The 16,737-nt window shown below is 73.0% G+C and carries 12 protein-coding genes; 9 read left to right on the top strand and 3 right to left on the bottom strand.

The window, feature by feature from the left end:
* Positions 1–210: 210 nt before the first annotated feature.
* The 4 genes from ACH499_RS30540 (at position 211) to ACH499_RS30555 (ending at position 4,142) form a co-directional block, all read left to right on the top strand.
* Positions 211–729 (top strand): cysteine dioxygenase, encoded by a 519-nt coding sequence (locus tag ACH499_RS30540; RefSeq protein WP_399019907.1) that lies wholly within the window; start codon positions 211–213, stop codon positions 727–729.
* Positions 730–773: 44 nt separating this feature from the next.
* The gene (gene cofD, locus ACH499_RS30545) at positions 774–1,733 is read left to right on the top strand and encodes a 2-phospho-L-lactate transferase (RefSeq protein ID WP_356205432.1); all 960 of its coding nucleotides are present in this window, start codon (positions 774–776) and stop codon (positions 1,731–1,733) included.
* The gene (locus ACH499_RS30550) at positions 1,730–3,037 is read left to right on the top strand and encodes a coenzyme F420-0:L-glutamate ligase (protein ID WP_399019909.1); all 1,308 of its coding nucleotides are present in this window, start codon (positions 1,730–1,732) and stop codon (positions 3,035–3,037) included. Before cofD ends, ACH499_RS30550 begins: the two co-directional genes overlap by 4 nt.
* Before the next feature lie 94 nt (positions 3,038–3,131).
* On the top strand, positions 3,132–4,142 hold the full coding sequence (locus ACH499_RS30555) for a DNA-3-methyladenine glycosylase family protein (RefSeq protein ID WP_399019911.1): 1,011 nt from the start codon (positions 3,132–3,134) through the stop codon (positions 4,140–4,142).
* A gap of 252 nt (positions 4,143–4,394) precedes the next feature.
* On the opposite strand, the gene ACH499_RS30560 is transcribed toward ACH499_RS30555, so the two are convergent.
* The gene (locus tag ACH499_RS30560) at positions 4,395–5,480 is read right to left on the bottom strand and encodes a sugar phosphate nucleotidyltransferase (protein WP_399019913.1); all 1,086 of its coding nucleotides are present in this window, start codon (positions 5,478–5,480) and stop codon (positions 4,395–4,397) included.
* Positions 5,481–5,584: 104 nt separating this feature from the next.
* Positions 5,585–6,967 carry an N-acetylmuramoyl-L-alanine amidase gene (locus tag ACH499_RS30565; RefSeq protein ID WP_399019915.1) on the bottom strand — a complete coding sequence of 461 codons (1,383 nt, stop codon included), beginning with the start codon at positions 6,965–6,967 and terminating at the stop codon, positions 5,585–5,587.
* Between the two features lie 139 nt (positions 6,968–7,106).
* On the opposite strand from ACH499_RS30565, the gene ACH499_RS30570 reads away from it, so the two are divergent.
* From ACH499_RS30570 to ACH499_RS30590, 5 genes are all read left to right on the top strand, one after another.
* Positions 7,107–7,871 carry a TIGR03089 family protein gene (locus ACH499_RS30570; RefSeq protein ID WP_399019917.1) on the top strand — a complete coding sequence of 255 codons (765 nt, stop codon included), beginning with the start codon at positions 7,107–7,109 and terminating at the stop codon, positions 7,869–7,871.
* A 475-nt stretch (positions 7,872–8,346) separates the two neighbouring features.
* Positions 8,347–9,540: an LCP family protein gene (locus ACH499_RS30575; RefSeq protein ID WP_399019919.1), complete on the top strand. Its 1,194-nt coding sequence runs from the start codon at positions 8,347–8,349 to the stop codon at positions 9,538–9,540.
* A gap of 260 nt (positions 9,541–9,800) precedes the next feature.
* A complete protein-coding gene (locus tag ACH499_RS30580; protein WP_399019921.1) occupies positions 9,801–11,543 on the top strand; it encodes an LCP family protein in 1,743 nt (580 codons plus the stop codon).
* 636 nt (positions 11,544–12,179) lie between these two features.
* A complete protein-coding gene (locus ACH499_RS30585) occupies positions 12,180–13,922 on the top strand; it encodes an LCP family protein (protein ID WP_399019923.1) in 1,743 nt (580 codons plus the stop codon).
* A gap of 89 nt (positions 13,923–14,011) precedes the next feature.
* Complete coding sequence (locus tag ACH499_RS30590; protein WP_399019925.1) at positions 14,012–15,682, top strand: LCP family protein; 1,671 nt, start codon at positions 14,012–14,014, stop codon at positions 15,680–15,682.
* A 6-nt stretch (positions 15,683–15,688) separates the two neighbouring features.
* On the opposite strand, the gene ACH499_RS30595 is transcribed toward ACH499_RS30590, so the two are convergent.
* Positions 15,689–16,735: a glycosyltransferase family 2 protein gene (locus ACH499_RS30595; RefSeq protein ID WP_356205442.1), complete on the bottom strand. Its 1,047-nt coding sequence runs from the start codon at positions 16,733–16,735 to the stop codon at positions 15,689–15,691.
* Positions 16,736–16,737: the final 2 nt, after the last annotated feature.

Consider the following 16,737-nt stretch of genomic DNA (forward strand, 5'->3'; position numbering starts at 1 on the left):
AACTTGGCACTCGCCTCGACCCGCATCGCCGGGTCCCACGGTGCTGCCCGGGCTCGCTGTAGCTGTTGCCGCTGTTCCGGCTGTTGAGCCCACCTCCGCTCCGGCCTTCCCCGGGTCCACTCGGCCCGGCCGTGTGATCCCACGCCCCCACCAGGGGTCCGTCCGTGTACCGCTTCCCCCGCACTCTCCCGCCGAGGAACCACCGCACCCATGAACAGCGACAGCGACCTCCAGATCGCCGGCGACATCCTCGAAGTACCCCACCTCCTCCAGGCGCCGCGCGAGCACCCGGCCACCGTCGCCGAGTTCGCCGGGCTGCTCCGCTCCCTCGCCGCCGACCGCTCCCAGTGGGCGCACCTCGTCCGGTACGACGCGACGACCCGCTGGTACCACCGGCTGCGCACCGGCCCCGGATACGAGGTGTGGCTGCTGTCCTGGGTGCCCGGACAGGGCAGCGGACCGCACGACCACGGCCCCTCCTGCGGCGTGTGGACGGTCCTGGAGGGCACGCTCACCGAGCGCACCGCACGCGGCACGCGCGCGCTGGCCGCCGGGAGGCAGAAGGTGTTCGCGCCGGGGTACGTGCACGAGGTCGTCAACGACGCGCTGGAGCCCGCGGTCAGTCTGCACGTCTACTACCCGGGCCTGACCGAGATGCCGATGCACTCCGCCCGCTGCTCGGCCGCCGGGCACGGCGCGGACAGCGGCGCGGCCGCCGGTGTGCTGTGACGACTGGCTGACACGGTGTCGTACCCGCCTGCGAGACTGAGGCCATGCGCATTGTGGTTCTGGCAGGCGGCATCGGTGGTGCCCGGTTCCTGCGTGGTCTGAAGCGGGCCGCGCCGGACGCGGACATCACGGTCATCGGCAACACCGGCGACGACATCCACCTCTTCGGGCTGAAGGTCTGCCCGGACCTCGACACGGTGATGTACACGCTCGGCGGCGGCATCAACGAGGAGCAGGGCTGGGGGCGCGCCGACGAGACCTTCCACCTCAAGGAGGAACTCGCGGCCTACGGCGTCGGCCCCGAGTGGTTCGGTCTGGGCGACCGGGACTTCGCCACGCACATCGTGCGGACGCAGATGATCGGCGCCGGGTATCCGCTCAGCGCGGTCACCGAGGCGCTGTGCGACCGCTGGCAGCCCGGCGTGCGCCTGCTGCCCATGACCGACGACCGCGTGGAGACGCACGTGGCCGTCGAGCTGGACGGCGAGCGCAAGGCCGTCCACTTCCAGGAGTACTGGGTACGGCTGCGGGCCTCCGTCCCCGCCGAAGCGGTCGTTCCGGTCGGCGCCGAGCAGGCGAAGCCGGCGCCCGGCGTCCTGGAGGCCATCGCCGAGGCGGACGTCATCCTCTTCCCGCCCTCCAACCCGGTCGTCTCTGTCGGCACGATCCTCGCCGTGCCCGGCATCCGGGAGGCGATCGCCGACGCGGGCGTCCCGGTGGTCGGCCTCTCCCCGATCGTCGGGGACGCGCCCGTGCGCGGGATGGCCGACAAGGTCCTCGCGGCGGTCGGCGTGGAGTCCACGGCCGCCGCCGTCGCCGAGCACTACGGATCGGGCCTGCTCGACGGCTGGCTGGTCGACACCGTCGACGCGGACGCCGTGACGCGGGTCAAGGCGGCCGGCATCCTGTGCCGGGCCGTGCCGCTGATGATGACCGACCTCGACGCGACGGCCCGGATGGCCCGGGAGGCGCTCGCGCTGGCGGAGGAGGTGCGTCAGGCGTGAGCGACGGTGCTCCCGGCTACCGGGTCCGGGCGGTCCCCGGTCTGCCGGAGGTGCAGCCGGGCGACGACCTGGCCAAGCTGATCGCGGCGGCCGAGCCCGGGCTGGCCGACGGGGACGTGCTCCTCGTCACCTCGAAGATCGTGTCCAAGGCCGAGGGCCGCGTCGTACGGGCCGCCGACCGGGAGGCCGCGATCGACGCGGAGACCGTGCGGGTGGTGGCCCGGCGCGGGCCGCTGCGCATCGTCGAGAACCGGCAGGGCCTGGTCATGGCGGCGGCCGGCGTCGACGCCTCCAACACCCCGGCCGGGACGGTGCTGCTGCTGCCCGAGGACCCGGACGCGTCCGCGCGGGCCGTCCGCGAGGGGCTGCGGGACCTGCTCGGGGTCGACGTCGGCGTGATCGTGACCGACACCTTCGGGCGGCCCTGGCGCGCCGGGCTCACCGACGTGGCGATCGGCGCCGCCGGTGTGCGGGTCCTCGACGACCTGCGCGGGGGCACGGACGCGCACGGCAATCCGCTCGCCGCCACCGTCGTCGCCACCGCCGACGAGCTCGCCGCCGCGGGCGACCTGGTCAAGGGCAAGGCCGCCGGGCTGCCCGTGGCCGTCGTCAGCGGGCTGCCCCACGTGGTGGCCGGGGACGACGGCAAGGGCGCGCGGGCCATGGTGCGCGGGGCCCGCGACGACATGTTCCGGCTCGGCACCTCGGAGGCGGTCCGGCAGGCGGTCACCCAGCGTCGTACGGTACGGGCGTTCACGGACGAGCCGGTCGACCCCGGTGCCGTACGCCGGGCGGTGGCCGCCGCGGTCACGGCGCCGGCGCCGCACCACACGACGCCGTGGCGGTTCGTGCTGCTGGAGTCGGCCGAGTCCCGCACCCGGCTGCTGGACGCGATGCGGGACGCCTGGATCGCGGACCTCGAGCGGGACGGAAAGAGCGAGGAGTCCATCACCAAGCGGATCCGGCGCGGCGACGTGCTGCGGAACGCGCCGTACCTCGTCGTGCCCTGCCTGGTCATGGACGGCTCGCACACCTACGGGGACGCGCGCCGCGACGGGGCCGAACGGGAGATGTTCGTGGTCGCCGCCGGCGCGGGCGTGCAGAACCTGCTCGTCGCGCTCGCCGGGGAGCGGCTGGGCTCCGCGTGGGTGTCCTCGACGATGTTCTGCCGGGACGTCGTGCGGGAGGTGCTGGGGCTGCCGGCGGACTGGGACCCGATGGGTGCCGTCGCGGTCGGCCATCCCGCCGAGGAGCCGCGGCCGCGGGCGGAACGCGACGCGGAGGCGTTCATCGAGGTGCGGTGACGCCGGTCCGGTGACACGCGCCGGTGACGCTCTACCCTCGTAGGGGCCTCTCGTTCCGTGAGGCCCCTTTCTCCTTGCTTCCCGAGGGTTCACCGTGGCAGGACGCTTCGCTCCCCGGCCCACGCGTACGACGGTGCGCGGCGGGGAGACCGTCGTGCCCGCGGGCCCGGTGCCGGCACCCCGGCGGCCCGTCGCCCCCGGGAAGGTGCGGGTGTGGGAGCCGGACGGGCCGCTGGAGCTGGGGCTGGTCCTCGGCCCGCTGCGGCGCGGGCCGGGGGATCCGACGTTCCGGGCGATGCCCGACGGCTCCGTGTGGCGGGCCAGCCTGACGCCCGCGGGGCCGGGCACGCTGCGGGTCGCCGCTCGCGGCGGCGAGGTGCGGGGAGAGGCCTGGGGGCCCGGGGCGGAGTGGCTGCTGGAGGAGCTGCCGCGGATGCTGGGCGCCGAGGACGACCCGTCCGCGTTCGTGCCGCGGCACCGGCTGCTGGCCCACGTCGCGCACCGGCGGCCCGGCCTGCGGCTGACACGGACCGGGCTGGTGCTGGAGTCGCTGATCCCGTCGGTGCTGGAGCAGAAGGTCACGACGCTGGAGGCGTACCGGGCGTGGCGGGTGCTCGTGCGGAAGTTCGGGGAGCCCGCGCCGGGGCCCGCGCCCGGGCGGATGTGTGTGATGCCCTCGGCGCGGACGTGGGCGCTGATCCCGTCCTGGGAGTGGCATCTGGCCGGGGTGGACGACAAGCGGGCGTCCACGATCCTGCGGGCCGTGCGGGTCGCCGCGCGCCTGGAGGAGGCGGCCGGGATGGAGCCGGCGGCGGCGCGGGCGCGGCTGGAGCTGGTGCCGGGGATCGGGCCGTGGACCTCCGCGGAGACCGTGCAGCGCAGTCATGGGGCGCCGGACGCGGTGACGGTGGGCGATCTGCATCTGCCGGGGATCGTGGGGTACGTCCTGGGCGGGGACCGGGACGCGGACGACTCCGTGATGCTGAGGTTGCTGGAGCCGTATGCCGGGCAGCGGCACCGGGCGGCCCGGCTGGTGCTGCTGAGCGGGCGGGGGCCGGGGCGGCGGGCGCCGCGGATGGCTCCGCGGGGGATCGAGCGGTTGTGAGGGGGCGCGGTGGGCTGGGGTGCGGTGGTCGGCGCCCACTGGGTGCCCGGCGTGGGTACGGGCGCGGGGTGGGGTGCGCTGCCCGGCGCTGACGGGTGCCTCCCCCACTCTCGGCTTCGGTCGAGCGGGGGGGGACCCCCACCGCCCACCCGTGCCGCCCTGGGGGTACCTCCCAGGCCCTTCAGGCACTGGGGAAGGCTCGACTGCCGCGGCTGAGGCGGTACGGCTGCGTGCGGCTCGGGCGGCGTCCGGTTACGTGTTGTCCGGGGAGAAGCGGAGGGATGCCGGAGGTATGTGGGCGTTGCACCAGACGCGTACTCCCGAGCGGAGCTCGTTGTCGGGGCCGATGACCGCACCGTCGCCGATGACCGTGTCCGTCAGGACCGTGCGGGTGCCGACGCGGGCGCGGGTGCCGATGAGGGAGTCGGTGATGACGGCGCCCGGCTCGATGACGGCGCCCGGCAGGATCGTGCTGCCGAAGACGCGCGCCCCCTCCGCGACGAAGGCGCCCTCGCCCACCACCGTTCCGCCGGCCAGCTTGGCGTCGGGCGCGACGGTGGCCGAGGGCAGGATCAGGCGGTCCCCGCAGCGGCCCGGCACCGCCGGGGACGGGGCGCGGCCGAGGACCAGGTCCGCCGAGCCGCGTACGAAGGCCGCCGGGGTGCCCAGGTCGAGCCAGTAGGTGGAGTCGACCATGCCCTGCAGGTGCGCCCCGGTCGCCAGGAGCTCCGGGAAGGTCTCCCGCTCGACCGAGACCGGGCGGCCCGCCGGGATGGTGTCGATGACCGAGCGGCGGAAGACGTACGCCCCCGCGTTGATCTGGTCGGTGACGATCTCCTCCGGGGTCTGCGGCTTCTCCAGGAAGGCGAGCACGCGGCCCGTGTCGTCCGTGGGGACCAGGCCGTACGCCCTCGGGTCCGTCACCTTCGTCAGGTGCAGGGAGACGTCCGCGCCCGTCGTCTCGTGGGTGCGCACCAGCGCGTCGATGTCCAGCCCGGTCAGGATGTCGCCGTTGAAGACGAGCACCGGCTCGTCGGGCCCGGAGTGCAGCCGGGAGGCCACGTTGCGTATCGCGCCGCCCGTGCCGAGCGGTTCCTCCTCGGTGACGTACTCGAGGTGCAGTCCCAGCGAAGAGCCGTCGCCGAAGTACGGCTCGAAGACCTCGGCCAGATACGACGTGGCGAGCACGATGTGCTCGACGCCCGCCGCCTTCGCCCGCGCCAACTGATGCGTGAGGAACGGCACCCCGGCCGCCCTGACCATGGGCTTCGGGGTGTGCACCGTCAGGGGGCGCAGCCGGGTGCCCTTGCCGCCGACCAGGAGGATCGCTTCTGTCACCTGTCGTCTCTGCTTCCTGCCGGGACCGGCCGAACTGTCTTTCGGCCGGCCAGTGTATGCAGACCGTTCCCTGGCGCATTCGACGGCCGTGCGGTGCGCCCGCCTCAGCGGCCCTGGTACTTCGCCGCCGAGGAACGGGCCGTGCCGAGCTTGCCGTAGAGCTGCTTTCCGGGGCAGCTCGTGGCGAAGCCGTCACGGTGACCCGAGATGACGTTCAGTCGTACGTTCCTGCCTTTTCGGTAGAGATTGCCACCGCCGGACTTCAGGTATGTCTGGCCGCGCGGATTCACGCCGTGGAGACCGAGCTTCCACGCGGTGAGCCGGGCGACGGCCTTGACGGCGGCGGGCGACGGCTTCTCGGAGTCGTAGGTGCCGAGGACGGCGATGCCCGTGCTGTCGGCGTTGAAGCCCAGGGTGTGGGCGCCCAGGACCGCCTTCGCCACTCCCCCGGCCCGGCCCTCGTAGATCTTTCCGCACCTGTCGACGAGGAAGTTGTAGCCGATGTCCCGCCAGCCCATGCTGTCGACGTGGTAGCGCTGGATACTGCGGATGACCGAAGGAGCCTGCGAGCACGTGTAGTTGTTGCCGGTCGACGTGTGGTGCACGAAGGCCGCCTTCACCGTTCTCGTGTAGACGGGCTTCTTCTCCCGCAGCTTCTCGTTCGCGCCCCAGCCGCGCCGCGTGACGATGCTCGGGCGCGGGCCGACGTGCGGCGTGGTCCGCTGGTGCCCCGTCAGGGCGCCGCCGAGCGCGAGGAGCCCGCTCTCGGTCCGGTCGCGGGTCGGTGCCGGGATCTCGGTGGCGCCGAGGGGGGCGAGGCCGGCGTTGGCGGCGGAGGCCGGGTCCGACTCGGGTGTCGGTGCGGCGCGGTCACCCGTGCCGGGGGCCGCCGCGCCGGTGCCGGGCTGTGGCGGGGCACTCTTGCCGGGGTCGACGAGTTCGAGGCGCAGGCCGGCCGGGAGGGGGGTCACGGCGGGGACGGCGCCCTTGTCGCCGGTCTCGTCCACCGCCCGGACCCGGGCCTCCACGCCGTCCGACTCGCCCACCCACAGCGGTGCGGTGGCGCCGCGTACGCGGCCTGACGGGCCTTCGGGGGTGCCGGGGTCGGCGGCGTGCTCGGCGTTGTGGGTCTCCAGGTCCCGCCAGCCGGACCAGGCGCCGGTGGCGACGGAACGGGTGCGGACCTGGACGCGGCCGTGGAGTTCGGCGACCGCGTCGTCCCAGACGACGCCGACCAGGGAGAAGTGCCGGGTGTCGCGGCGGGGGACGCCCTGCTGGGCGGCGCCGGCGCGGTCGCCGGCGAGGGGTGCGAGCGGCAGGGACTGGGTGCCGCCGGGGACGTGGGCCTCGGCCGGTGCCGTTCCCGGCCCCTGGGCGGGGGACGCTCTTCCGGTGGTTGCCGTCGCCGTCGTGGGGGCCGCGGCCAGCGGGAGTGCCAGTGCGGCCGCGCAGGTGACGCCGATGGAGGAAGCAAGGTATCCACGCATGCCCCTCATCCTGAACATGATCGGACAAATTTGTCCATAGAGGACTTGACGGTCCGTAGGGTTCTCTCACCCGAACCAGTGGCTGTCCGATGTCCCGTCGGACGGGTGCGCGTGAGCGGCCCCGCGTACGCTTGCACGGGTGAACGCGACCGACCGCACCCCTGCCGACCTGCTGACTTCCGCGCTCGCCGCGGACCCGGGACGTCCCCTGGTGACCTTCTACGACGACGCCACGGGCGAACGCGTCGAACTGTCCGTCGCCACCTTCGCCAATTGGGTGGCCAAGACGGCGAACCTGCTCCAGGACGAGCTGTCCGTCGAGCCCGGCGACCGGGTCGCGCTGCTGCTGCCCGCGCACTGGCAGACGGCGGTGTGGCTGCTGGCCTGCTCGTCGGTGGGTGTCGTCGCCGACATGGCCGGTGACGCCGCGGCGGCGGACGTGGTGGTGAGCGGACCGGATCCGGAGTCGCTCCAGGCCGCGCGGGCGTGCTCCGGTCCGCGGATCGCGCTGGCGCTGCGGCCGCTGGGCGGGCGGTTCCCGCAGGTGCCCGAGGGCTTCGCCGATTACGCGGCGGAGGTGCCGGGGCAGGGCGACCGCTTCGTGGCGTACGCGCCGGTGGATCCGGAGGCGCCGGCGCTGATCGTGGCGGGGCGGGAGTTCAGCGGGGCGGAGGTCGTGGAGCGGGCCCGGGCGGAGGCGGCGTCCGAGCTGGGGCTCACGGGGCCAGGGGCCCGGATTCTGTCGGGGCTGCCGTACGACACGTGGGAGGGGCTCAACGCGGGGTTGTACGGGCCGTTGGCCGTCGGGGGGTCGGTGGTGCTGTGCCGGCATCTGGAGGCGGCGGGGGACGGGGTCGTGGATCAGCGGATCGAGGCGGAGCGGGTTTCCGTCACGGCGCGGTGAGGGGTGGCTGCGCCGACGGGGGTTGCGTTGGTGACTGGCGTCGGGGTGGGGACGTCGGCGTGACCCGGGGGGCCTGGCGGGCGGTGTCGGTGCGGGGGGGCGGTGCGTGGGCCCGGGTTGTGGGGTGACCGGCGTCGGGGTGGGGGTGGGCCGCCTGGCCCTGCGCCGAGGGGTGCCTCCCCACTCTCGGCTTCGCTCGAGCGGGGGGGGACCCCCACCGCCCACCCGTGCCGCCCTGGGGGTACCTCCCAGGCCCTTCGGGCACCGGGGGAGGCACGACTGCCCGCGGCTAGGCACCACGGGAGCCCACGGCTGAGGCGGCGCGGCTGCGCGTGGCGCGGCGGTTCGGCGCCCGCGGAGGGGAGGGGCGTGCCCCGTTCGGCCCAGTCGGGGGCGGGGTCGGAGGTGGGGGCGGGGGATGATCGGGGGAGCTTGCGCAGGTGGCGCGGTGTGACTGCTGGGGCGTGAGGCATACGTGAGTGACAGCGCAGGTGCGTCGGCCGGTGGCGCGGGGGCGTCCGCGACCGGGGGCGGCCTGCGCCGGCGGCGCAGGCGGCGCCGCCTGCGCTACGCGGGGGGCGGCGTCGCCGTGCTCGGCGTCGTGGCCGTGGGCGTGGGATGGGCGGTGTACGCGAAGCTCAGCGGGAACATCACCGCCGACGAGGCGGCGGCCGCCGAACTCGCCCGGTACGAGAAGGAGCGGCCGGCCGCCCTCGTCCGCGGCGCGCAGAACATCCTGGTGATCGGGTCGGACTCCCGCGCGGGCGACGGCAACGAGCGCTACGGGCGGGACACCGGCACCGAGCGGTCGGACACCACGATCCTGCTGCACCTCGCGGCGGACCGGAAGAGCGCCACCGCCGTCTCCCTCCCCCGTGACCTGATGGTGGACGTGCCCGGCTGCCACCGCCCGGACGGCTCCCGCACCGCACCCGTGTTCACCCAGTTCAACTACGCCTTCGAGGCGGGCGGTTCGGCGTGCACCATCCGCACGGCGGAGAAGCTGACCGGCGTGCGCGTCGACCATCACGTGGTCGTCGACTTCCAGGGCTTCAAGAAGATGGTCGACGCCCTCGACGGCGTGGAGGTGTGCCTGCGCGAGCCCGTCGACGACAAGGACGCGAAGCTGAGGCTTCCCGCGGGCCGGGTGACACTCGACGGGGAGCAGGCCCTCGGTTACGTCCGGGCCCGCAAAACGCTCGGCGACGGCAGCGACACCGACCGGATGGACCGGCAGCAGCGGTTCCTCGGCGCGCTCGTCAACAAGGTCCAGAGCAATGACGTACTGCTGAATCCGGTGAAGCTCTATCCCGTTCTGGACGCGGCCACCTCGTCCCTCACGACCGACCCGGGTCTGGCGAGTCTGCGCGGTCTGTACGAACTCGCCCGCGGCCTGCGCGAGATCCCCACCGAACGCGTGCAATTCCTGACGGTGCCGAGGGAGTCGTACCCGGGCGACCCCAATCGCGACCAGCTCGTGGAGCCCGACGCGGAAAAGCTGTTCGCCCGCCTGCGGACCGACGAACCCGTGGCGGTCGACGCCCGGAAGACCGGGAAGAAGACCGGCGGTGACGGGTCCGGCTCCTCGGCCGCGCCCGAGCCGCGGAGCACCGATTCCCCGCAACCGACGTTCAGCGGCAACACCGCCGCCGAGGACATCTGCGGGTAAAGCCCCTTCCAAGACGACGCAACGCACGCGCAAGACCTGCGCCGAATCGCGGCCACTTGTCCAGGAAAAGCGGCGGATTGCCCAGTTGTAAGGTCCGTGGAATACGTCACTGGCGTCGCCGTGGACGGAACCGGCCGGTTAATGTGAGCGATCCGGTGTGCCCGGCCCCCAGGCCTGTCCTGCGGTCGCGCACTGAGTGACGGAGACCGGGCGCCTCGAGGGGAGGGCGCCGCGTGGCCCCGACGGAGGATCGGACGACCGTGGACGCGCAAGGCCGTGGGCGGGCAGAGGACTTCGACCCCGCAGACCAGTGGGTACTCAACCCGGACACCGGCGAATACGAACTGCGACTGAGCACTTCCGCACCGCAGTCGGCGGTCCCGGGCCCCCGGCCCGCCACGGTCGGCGCGGCACGGGCCCCGGGAGCGGCGCGCGGCCGCACCGCGCAGGCCTCCGCGCCCGCCCCGGAGCGGCCGGTCCCGGCCCCGCGCAGACGGCGCGGCGCACCGCAGGAACCGCCGCCCGGACGGCGCGGACGACGGCGGCCGGCGAAGAAGTCGAAGGCCAAGAGGATCCTGGCGTGGACCGGCGGCACGCTGGCGTTCGTCGTCCTCGGCACCGCCGCGGCCGGGTACTTCTACCTGGAGCACCTCAACGACAACATCCAGTCCTCCCCCGACGACGGCGCGAGCACCGGTGGCTTCCAGAAGGACAAGGCCATCAACATCCTGCTGATCGGCACCGACAAGCGCACCGGCGCCGGCAACGAGGGCTACGGCGACTCGGGCAGCGTCGGGCACGCCGACACCACGATCCTGCTGCACGTCTCCAAGGACCGCTCCAACGCGACCGCGCTCAGCATCCCCCGCGACCTGATCGTCGACGTCCCGGACTGCCCGACCACGCAGGAGGACGGGACGAAGAAGGTCATCCCCGGCTCCACCGGCGTCCGTTTCAACACGAGCCTCGGCCAGGACGGCCGTACGCCGAGCTGCACCATGCGGACCGTCACGGAGCTGACGGGGGTCACGCCGGACAACTTCATGGTCGCCGACTTCAACGCGGTCAAGACGCTGACCTCGGCGGTCGGCGGCGTCGAGGTGTGCCTGGCGAAGGACATCGACGACCCGGACTCGCACCTGAAGCTCTCCGCCGGCACCCACACCATCGAGGGCGAGGAGGCGCTCGCGTTCGTGCGCACGCGGCACTCGGTGGGCTTCGGCGGCGACCTGAGCCGCATTCAGATCCAGCAGCAGTTCCTGAGCGCGCTGATGCGCAAGCTGAAGTCGAACGACACGCTCACCAGCCCGTCGAAGATGGTGAAGCTGGCCGAGGCGGGCACCGAGGCGCTGACCGTCGACTCCAAGCTGGACAGCATCGGCAAGCTGAAGGACCTCGGTCTGGAGCTGGGCAAGCTCAACACCAAGAACCTGACCTTCACCACCGTGCCCGTGGTCGACAACCCGGCGGAGAAGGTCAAGGCGACGGTGGTCCTCAAGGAGGGCCCCGCCGAACAGGTCTTCGCCATGATCCGGGACGACGTCTCCTTCACCGAGGTCAAGCAGAAGGAGAAGAAGGAGGCCGCCGAGGTCGCCGCCCGGCTCAAGGGCACCAAGTCCGAGCCGGCCGACATCCGCGTCCGCGTCATGAACGGCGGCGCCCCCGACGGCAGCGCCCAGAAGGAGCTGCTCTTCCTCCAGAACGAGGCGGGCGTCACCAAGTCCGAGAACGCGGGCGACGCCCCGGCGGACATCGCGAAGACCACCCTGGAGTACGCCCCCGACCAGGCCGAACAGGCCCGCGCACTGGCCGAGATACTCGGCCTGTCCGGCGCCGCCATGAAGCCGGGCGAGAGCGTCACCAACGCCCAGGGCATGCCCACTATGACGCTCACCCTCGGCAAGGACTTCAAGGGCGCCGGGGTCAAGCTCAACGCCAGGTCCGGGCAGACCCCCGAGGGGGTCGAGAAGTCCACGGCGGACAAGGTCCAGTGCGCCAAGTGACCTGACGCCCCTCTCCCGCGTCCTCACGGACAACCCTGTCGCGGTACGTAGGGAAGCGATCCGTCGGGGCGGCCGTACATCCAACCGGGCTCCCGGGACGTCCAACTGTGCGAACCGGGCGCGCTGTCGGGCACGCCGGCCGCACGAGCGGTGGGGAGAGGGACATGGCGCGAAGCGGTGTGCACGGGGAGGGGCCGCGCTCCGCCGCCGTGCGGCGCGGGCGGAACGTGCGGAGCGCCCCGCAGGCCGCCGCCGGCCGGGACGGCACGGGCGCGGGCGCGGGCGGCGTCGAGGACCCCGGCGGCAGGAGCGGTACGGGGCACGGGAGCGGCCGGAGTTCCGGGCGGCGGGGCGGGCGCGGGCCGACACCGACGCCCTCAATGGGGCCGACACCGGCACCTGCAGGGACGTGTAAGCGCCCTATCGCCGGTAGGCGTCACAGAAATGGGTCGGATTGCCCTGTTGTAGGGAAGTCGAATTTGTCACCGGTGTCGTTCGACGCTGAACTGGGCGGATAGTGTGAGCGCTCCAGTGCCCCCGCTGCGAGGTCCGCCCTGGCGTCGTGCACTTGTTGACCCCTTTACCGTGCGCCTTCCGGGGAAGGCGCCGCGTGCCCCGACGGAGGACTGGGAGACCGTGGACGCGCAAGGACGTGGGCGGGCCGACGACATCGACCCCGCAGACCAGTGGGTGCTCAATCCGCGGACCGGTGAATACGAACTGCGGATGCCGTCGTCCGCGCCGGGGCCGTCGGTTCCGGGAAGCCGCCCGGCCGCCCCGCGCAAAGGCGGCGCCGAGGACGGACGCCGCGCCGACGACGGCGCCCGGCGCCGCACCTCCGCGCCCGGCCGTGAGGTCCCGCCCCAGCGGCGGCGCCGTCCCGTGCCCGAGGACCCCGCGCCCGGACGCCGCGGCCGGCGGCCGGCGAAGAAGAAGTCGGCCGGCAGGAAGATCCTGATGTGGACCGGCGGCACGACGGCGTTCGTGATCCTCGTGACCGGCGTCGGCGGCTACCTCTACCTCAAGCACCTCGAGGGCAACGTCTCGACGACGGACGTCGGCAGCGCGGGCAGCAGCAGCTTCAGCAAGGACGAGGCCTTCAACATCCTCATCATCGGCACCGACAAGCGCACCGGTGCGGGCAACGAGGGCTACGGCGACGCCGGCAGCGTCGGTCACGCCGACACCAACATCCTGCTGCACGTGGCCAAGGACCGTTCCAACGCGACCGCGTTGAGCATCCCCCGCGACATGATCGTCGACATCCCGGACTGCCCGACCACGCAGGAGGACGGGTCCACCAAGGTCGTCCCCGGCCAGCAGGGCGTGCGTTTCAACCGGAGCCTCGGCGAGAACGGCCGGGACGCGGGCTGCACCATGCGCACGGTGAAGGAGGCGACCGGCATCCAGCCGGACCACTTCATGATGGCCGACTTCAACGCGGTCAAGACGCTGACCACCGCCGTCGACGGCGTGGAGGTCTGCGTGGAGCACGCCGTGAACGACGAGAAGTCCAAACTCGTCCTGCCCGAGGGCAAGTCCAAGGTCGAGGGCGAGCAGGCCCTCGCCTTCGTCCGCACCCGGCACGCCTTCGGCAACGAGGGCGACCTGGACCGCATCAAGGTGCAGCAGCAGTTCCTGGGCTCGCTCATGCGGAAGATGTCCTCCAGCGACACCCTCACCAGCCCCACCAAGCTGGTGAAGCTCGCCGAGGCCGCGACGGAGGCGCTCACCGTGGACAAGCCCATCGGCAACGTGGGCACGCTCAAGGACATCGCCCTGGAGCTCAAGAAGGTCCCGACGAAGAACATCACGTTCGCCACCGTGCCGGTGAAGGACAACCCCGCCGAGAAGATCAAGGCGACGGTCGTCATCGACGAGACGAAGGCGCCCCAGGTCTTCGACATGATCGCGAACGACATCTCGTTCACCGAGGTCAAGCAGCAGAAGAAGAAGGAGGCGGCCGCGGTCGCCGCCCGCCTGGAGGGCACCAGGTCGGAGCCGGGCGACATCCGCGTCCGCGTCATGAACGGCGGCGCCCCCTCCGGCAGCGCCCAGAAGGAACTGGCCTACCTCCAGACCGAGGCCGGGGTCGACAAGTCCGAGAACGCCGGCAACGCACCGGCGGACGTCGCGAAGACCACCCTGGAGTACGCCCCCGAGCAGGCCGAACAGGCCCGCGCACTGGCCGAGATACTCGGCCTGTCCGGCGCCGCCATGAAGCCGGGCGAGAGCGTCACCAACGCCCAGGGCATGCCCACGATGACGCTCACCCTCGGCAAGGACTTCAAGGGCGCGGGCGTGAAGCTGAACGCCGCCTCCGTGGAGACGCCGGATCTGGACAAGTCCACGGCCGACCAGGTGCAGTGCGCCAGTTGACCTGAACGGCCCGTCGTACGTCTTACGGAGCGACCGGGGACGGACGGCGGGTCCGCGGCGGGTCCGGCAGGGGTGGGAAGGACGCTGAAGTGACGCAGAGCGGTGTGCGGGGGAAGGACACGCGGCAGGACGCCTCCGACGCCCCCGAGGGCGACGAGGCGGTCGCGGACGGGCCGGACGGCGAGGGGGCCGGAGCGGGGGCGGCGGACGACGGCGAGGACGGCGCCGAGGCCCGTATACGCCCGCCCCGCCGGGGTCTGCGGGTGCTGCGCTGGACAGCGCTGGCCCTCGCCGTGCTGCTCATCGGCACGGCCGGTGCCGGGTACCTCTACTACCGGCACCTCAACGACAACATCGAGAAGGACGTCCTCAACCTGGGCGACAACAAGGTCCCCGCGCCGACGCCGAACGCCGCCGGCCAGACCCCGCTGAACATCCTCGTCATCGGCTCGGACGCCCGGGACAGCGAGGAGAACCAGCAACTCGGCGGCGCCCGCGAGACGTTCGGCTCCACCCCGCTCGCGGACGTCCAGATGCTGGTGCACCTGTCCGCCGACCGCAGCAACATGTCGGTCGTCAGCATGCCCCGCGACACCCTGGTCGAGATCCCCAAGTGCACCGACCCGGACGACGGCAGGGTCTACCCGGCGAGCGAGGGGCGGGTGATGACCAACCAGAGCCTCGGCCACGGCGGTCCCGGCTGCACGGTGGCCACCTGGCAGGAGCTCACCGGCATCCACATCGACCACTTCGTGATGGTCGACTTCGCGGGCGTGGTCTCCATGGCCGACGCCGTCGGCGGCGTCCCGGTCTGCGTGGACGCCAACATCCACTCGCGCGACGCCCAGGGCCACGGCTCGGGGCTCAAGCTGGAGAAGGGCACCCACCCGGTCAAGGGCGAGCAGGCCCTGCAGTGGCTGCGCACCCGCTACGGCTTCGACGACGGCAGCGACCTGGCCCGCGCCAAGGCGCAGCACATGTACCTCAACTCGATGGTCCGCGTGCTGCGCGACAACGCCACCCTCTCCAGCCCCAACAAGCTGCGCCGGCTGGCCGAGCAGGCCACCGAGGCGCTCACCGTCGACCCGGGCCTGGACACCGTCAAGAAGCTGTACGACCTCAGCAACGAGCTGCGCCGGGTGAAGCCGGAGCGCATCACCATGACCACGATGCCCAACCGGTACGTCGGTGCCCGCGTGGAGCCGACCGAGGACGCGGAGCAGTTGTTCCGGCTGATCCGCGAGGACATCGCGCTGGACGGCAAGGACACCGAGAAGAAGCCCGCCGAGAAAGGCGGGGCCCCCGCCGGCCCGGCCCCCGACGGCCCCACCGCCGACCCGGCCGCCGCCGACGACGCGATCGCGGTGCAGGTCCGCAACGGCACCCGCACCGACAGCCGCCCGGCGGCCGGCGGACGCGCCGACACGGTCGCCGCCGCGCTGGTGGAGCAGGGCTTCACCCGGGCCGTCGCCGACCCGTCGGTGCTGCCCAGCGAGGAGCGCACGCTCGTCCGCTACCCGAGCGCCGACCTCGCGGGCGACGCCCGTCGGATCGCCGACGCCCTGGGGATACCGGCGAGTTCGGTACGGCGCTCCACCGACGTCTCCGGTGTCACGCTCGTCGTCGGCGCGGACTGGCGGGAGGGCACGGAGTACCGGGAGCCCGTGCCGGACGACACCACTCCCGAGTCGGCCGAGGCCCTCAACGGCGCGGACACCAGCGCCTGCATGCACGTGAACCCGGGGTTCACCTGGTCCTGAGGGGCGTCACCGGGCGCCGGCGGCGTCGGCGTCCGGCTGCACCGCCGGGCGCCGCGAGGCGATGACCCGCTTGGCCAGCGACCGGGGGCTGGTCAGGAAGCCGAAGCCCCAGGACATGTGCATGGTCGCCAGCGCCACCGGGATCTGCGCCCGCGCCTTCAGCCCCAGCCCCTTGCCCGCCGGAAGCGACCCGGCGACGATCGCCGCCAGGTAGCCGCCGGGTATGACGAAGGCCCACGGGGTGAGCGCCACGCCCGCGACGACACCGGCCGCGATGGCGCACACGGCGGTCGGCGGGGCGAGGTAGCGCAGGTTGATGGAGCCGGCGTGGTAGCGGGCCACGACGTGCCGCCAGCGGCCGTAGTCCTTGTACTGCTTGGCCAGGGCGCGCACGCTCGGCCGGGGCCGGTAGGACACCTTCAGCTCCGGCGAGAACCAGATCAGGCCGCCGGCCTCGCGGATGCGGAAGTTCAGCTCCCAGTCCTGGGCGCGGATGAACTCCTCGTTGTAGCCGCCCTGCCGCTCCAGCGCCTCGCGCCGGAACACGCCCAGGTAGACCGTCTCGGCGGGGCCCGCCCGGCCTCCGGTGTGGAAGGCGGCGTTGCCCACGCCGATCTTCGAGGTCATCGCCGCGGCGACGGCCTCCTCCCACGCGTTCTCGCCCTCGGCGTGCATGATGCCGCCCACGTTCTGCGCGCCGGTCTCCTCCAGGAGCCGTACGGCCGTGGCGATGTAGTTCGGCGACAGCATGCCGTGGCCGTCGACGCGGACGACGACCGGATGGCGCGAGGCCCCGATCGCGGCGTTCAGCGCGGCGGGCGTCCGGCCGGTCGGGTTCGGCACGGTGTGGACGCGGGGGTCCTCGCGGACGAGTTCGGCGGCGATCTCGTCCGTACGGTCCGTGGACGGACCGAGGGCGATCACGACCTCCATCTCGCCGGCGTACTCCTGGGCGAGGATGGCGCGGACTGCTCCGCGCAGGTGCCGCTCCTCGTTGAGGACGGGCATGATCACGGAAACGGCGGGCGGCCGCACGTCGGACTTGGCGTTCATCG

It is taken from the genome of Streptomyces sp. NPDC018947 (genome assembly GCF_044390505.1).
Taxonomy (GTDB): domain Bacteria; phylum Actinomycetota; class Actinomycetes; order Streptomycetales; family Streptomycetaceae; genus Streptomyces.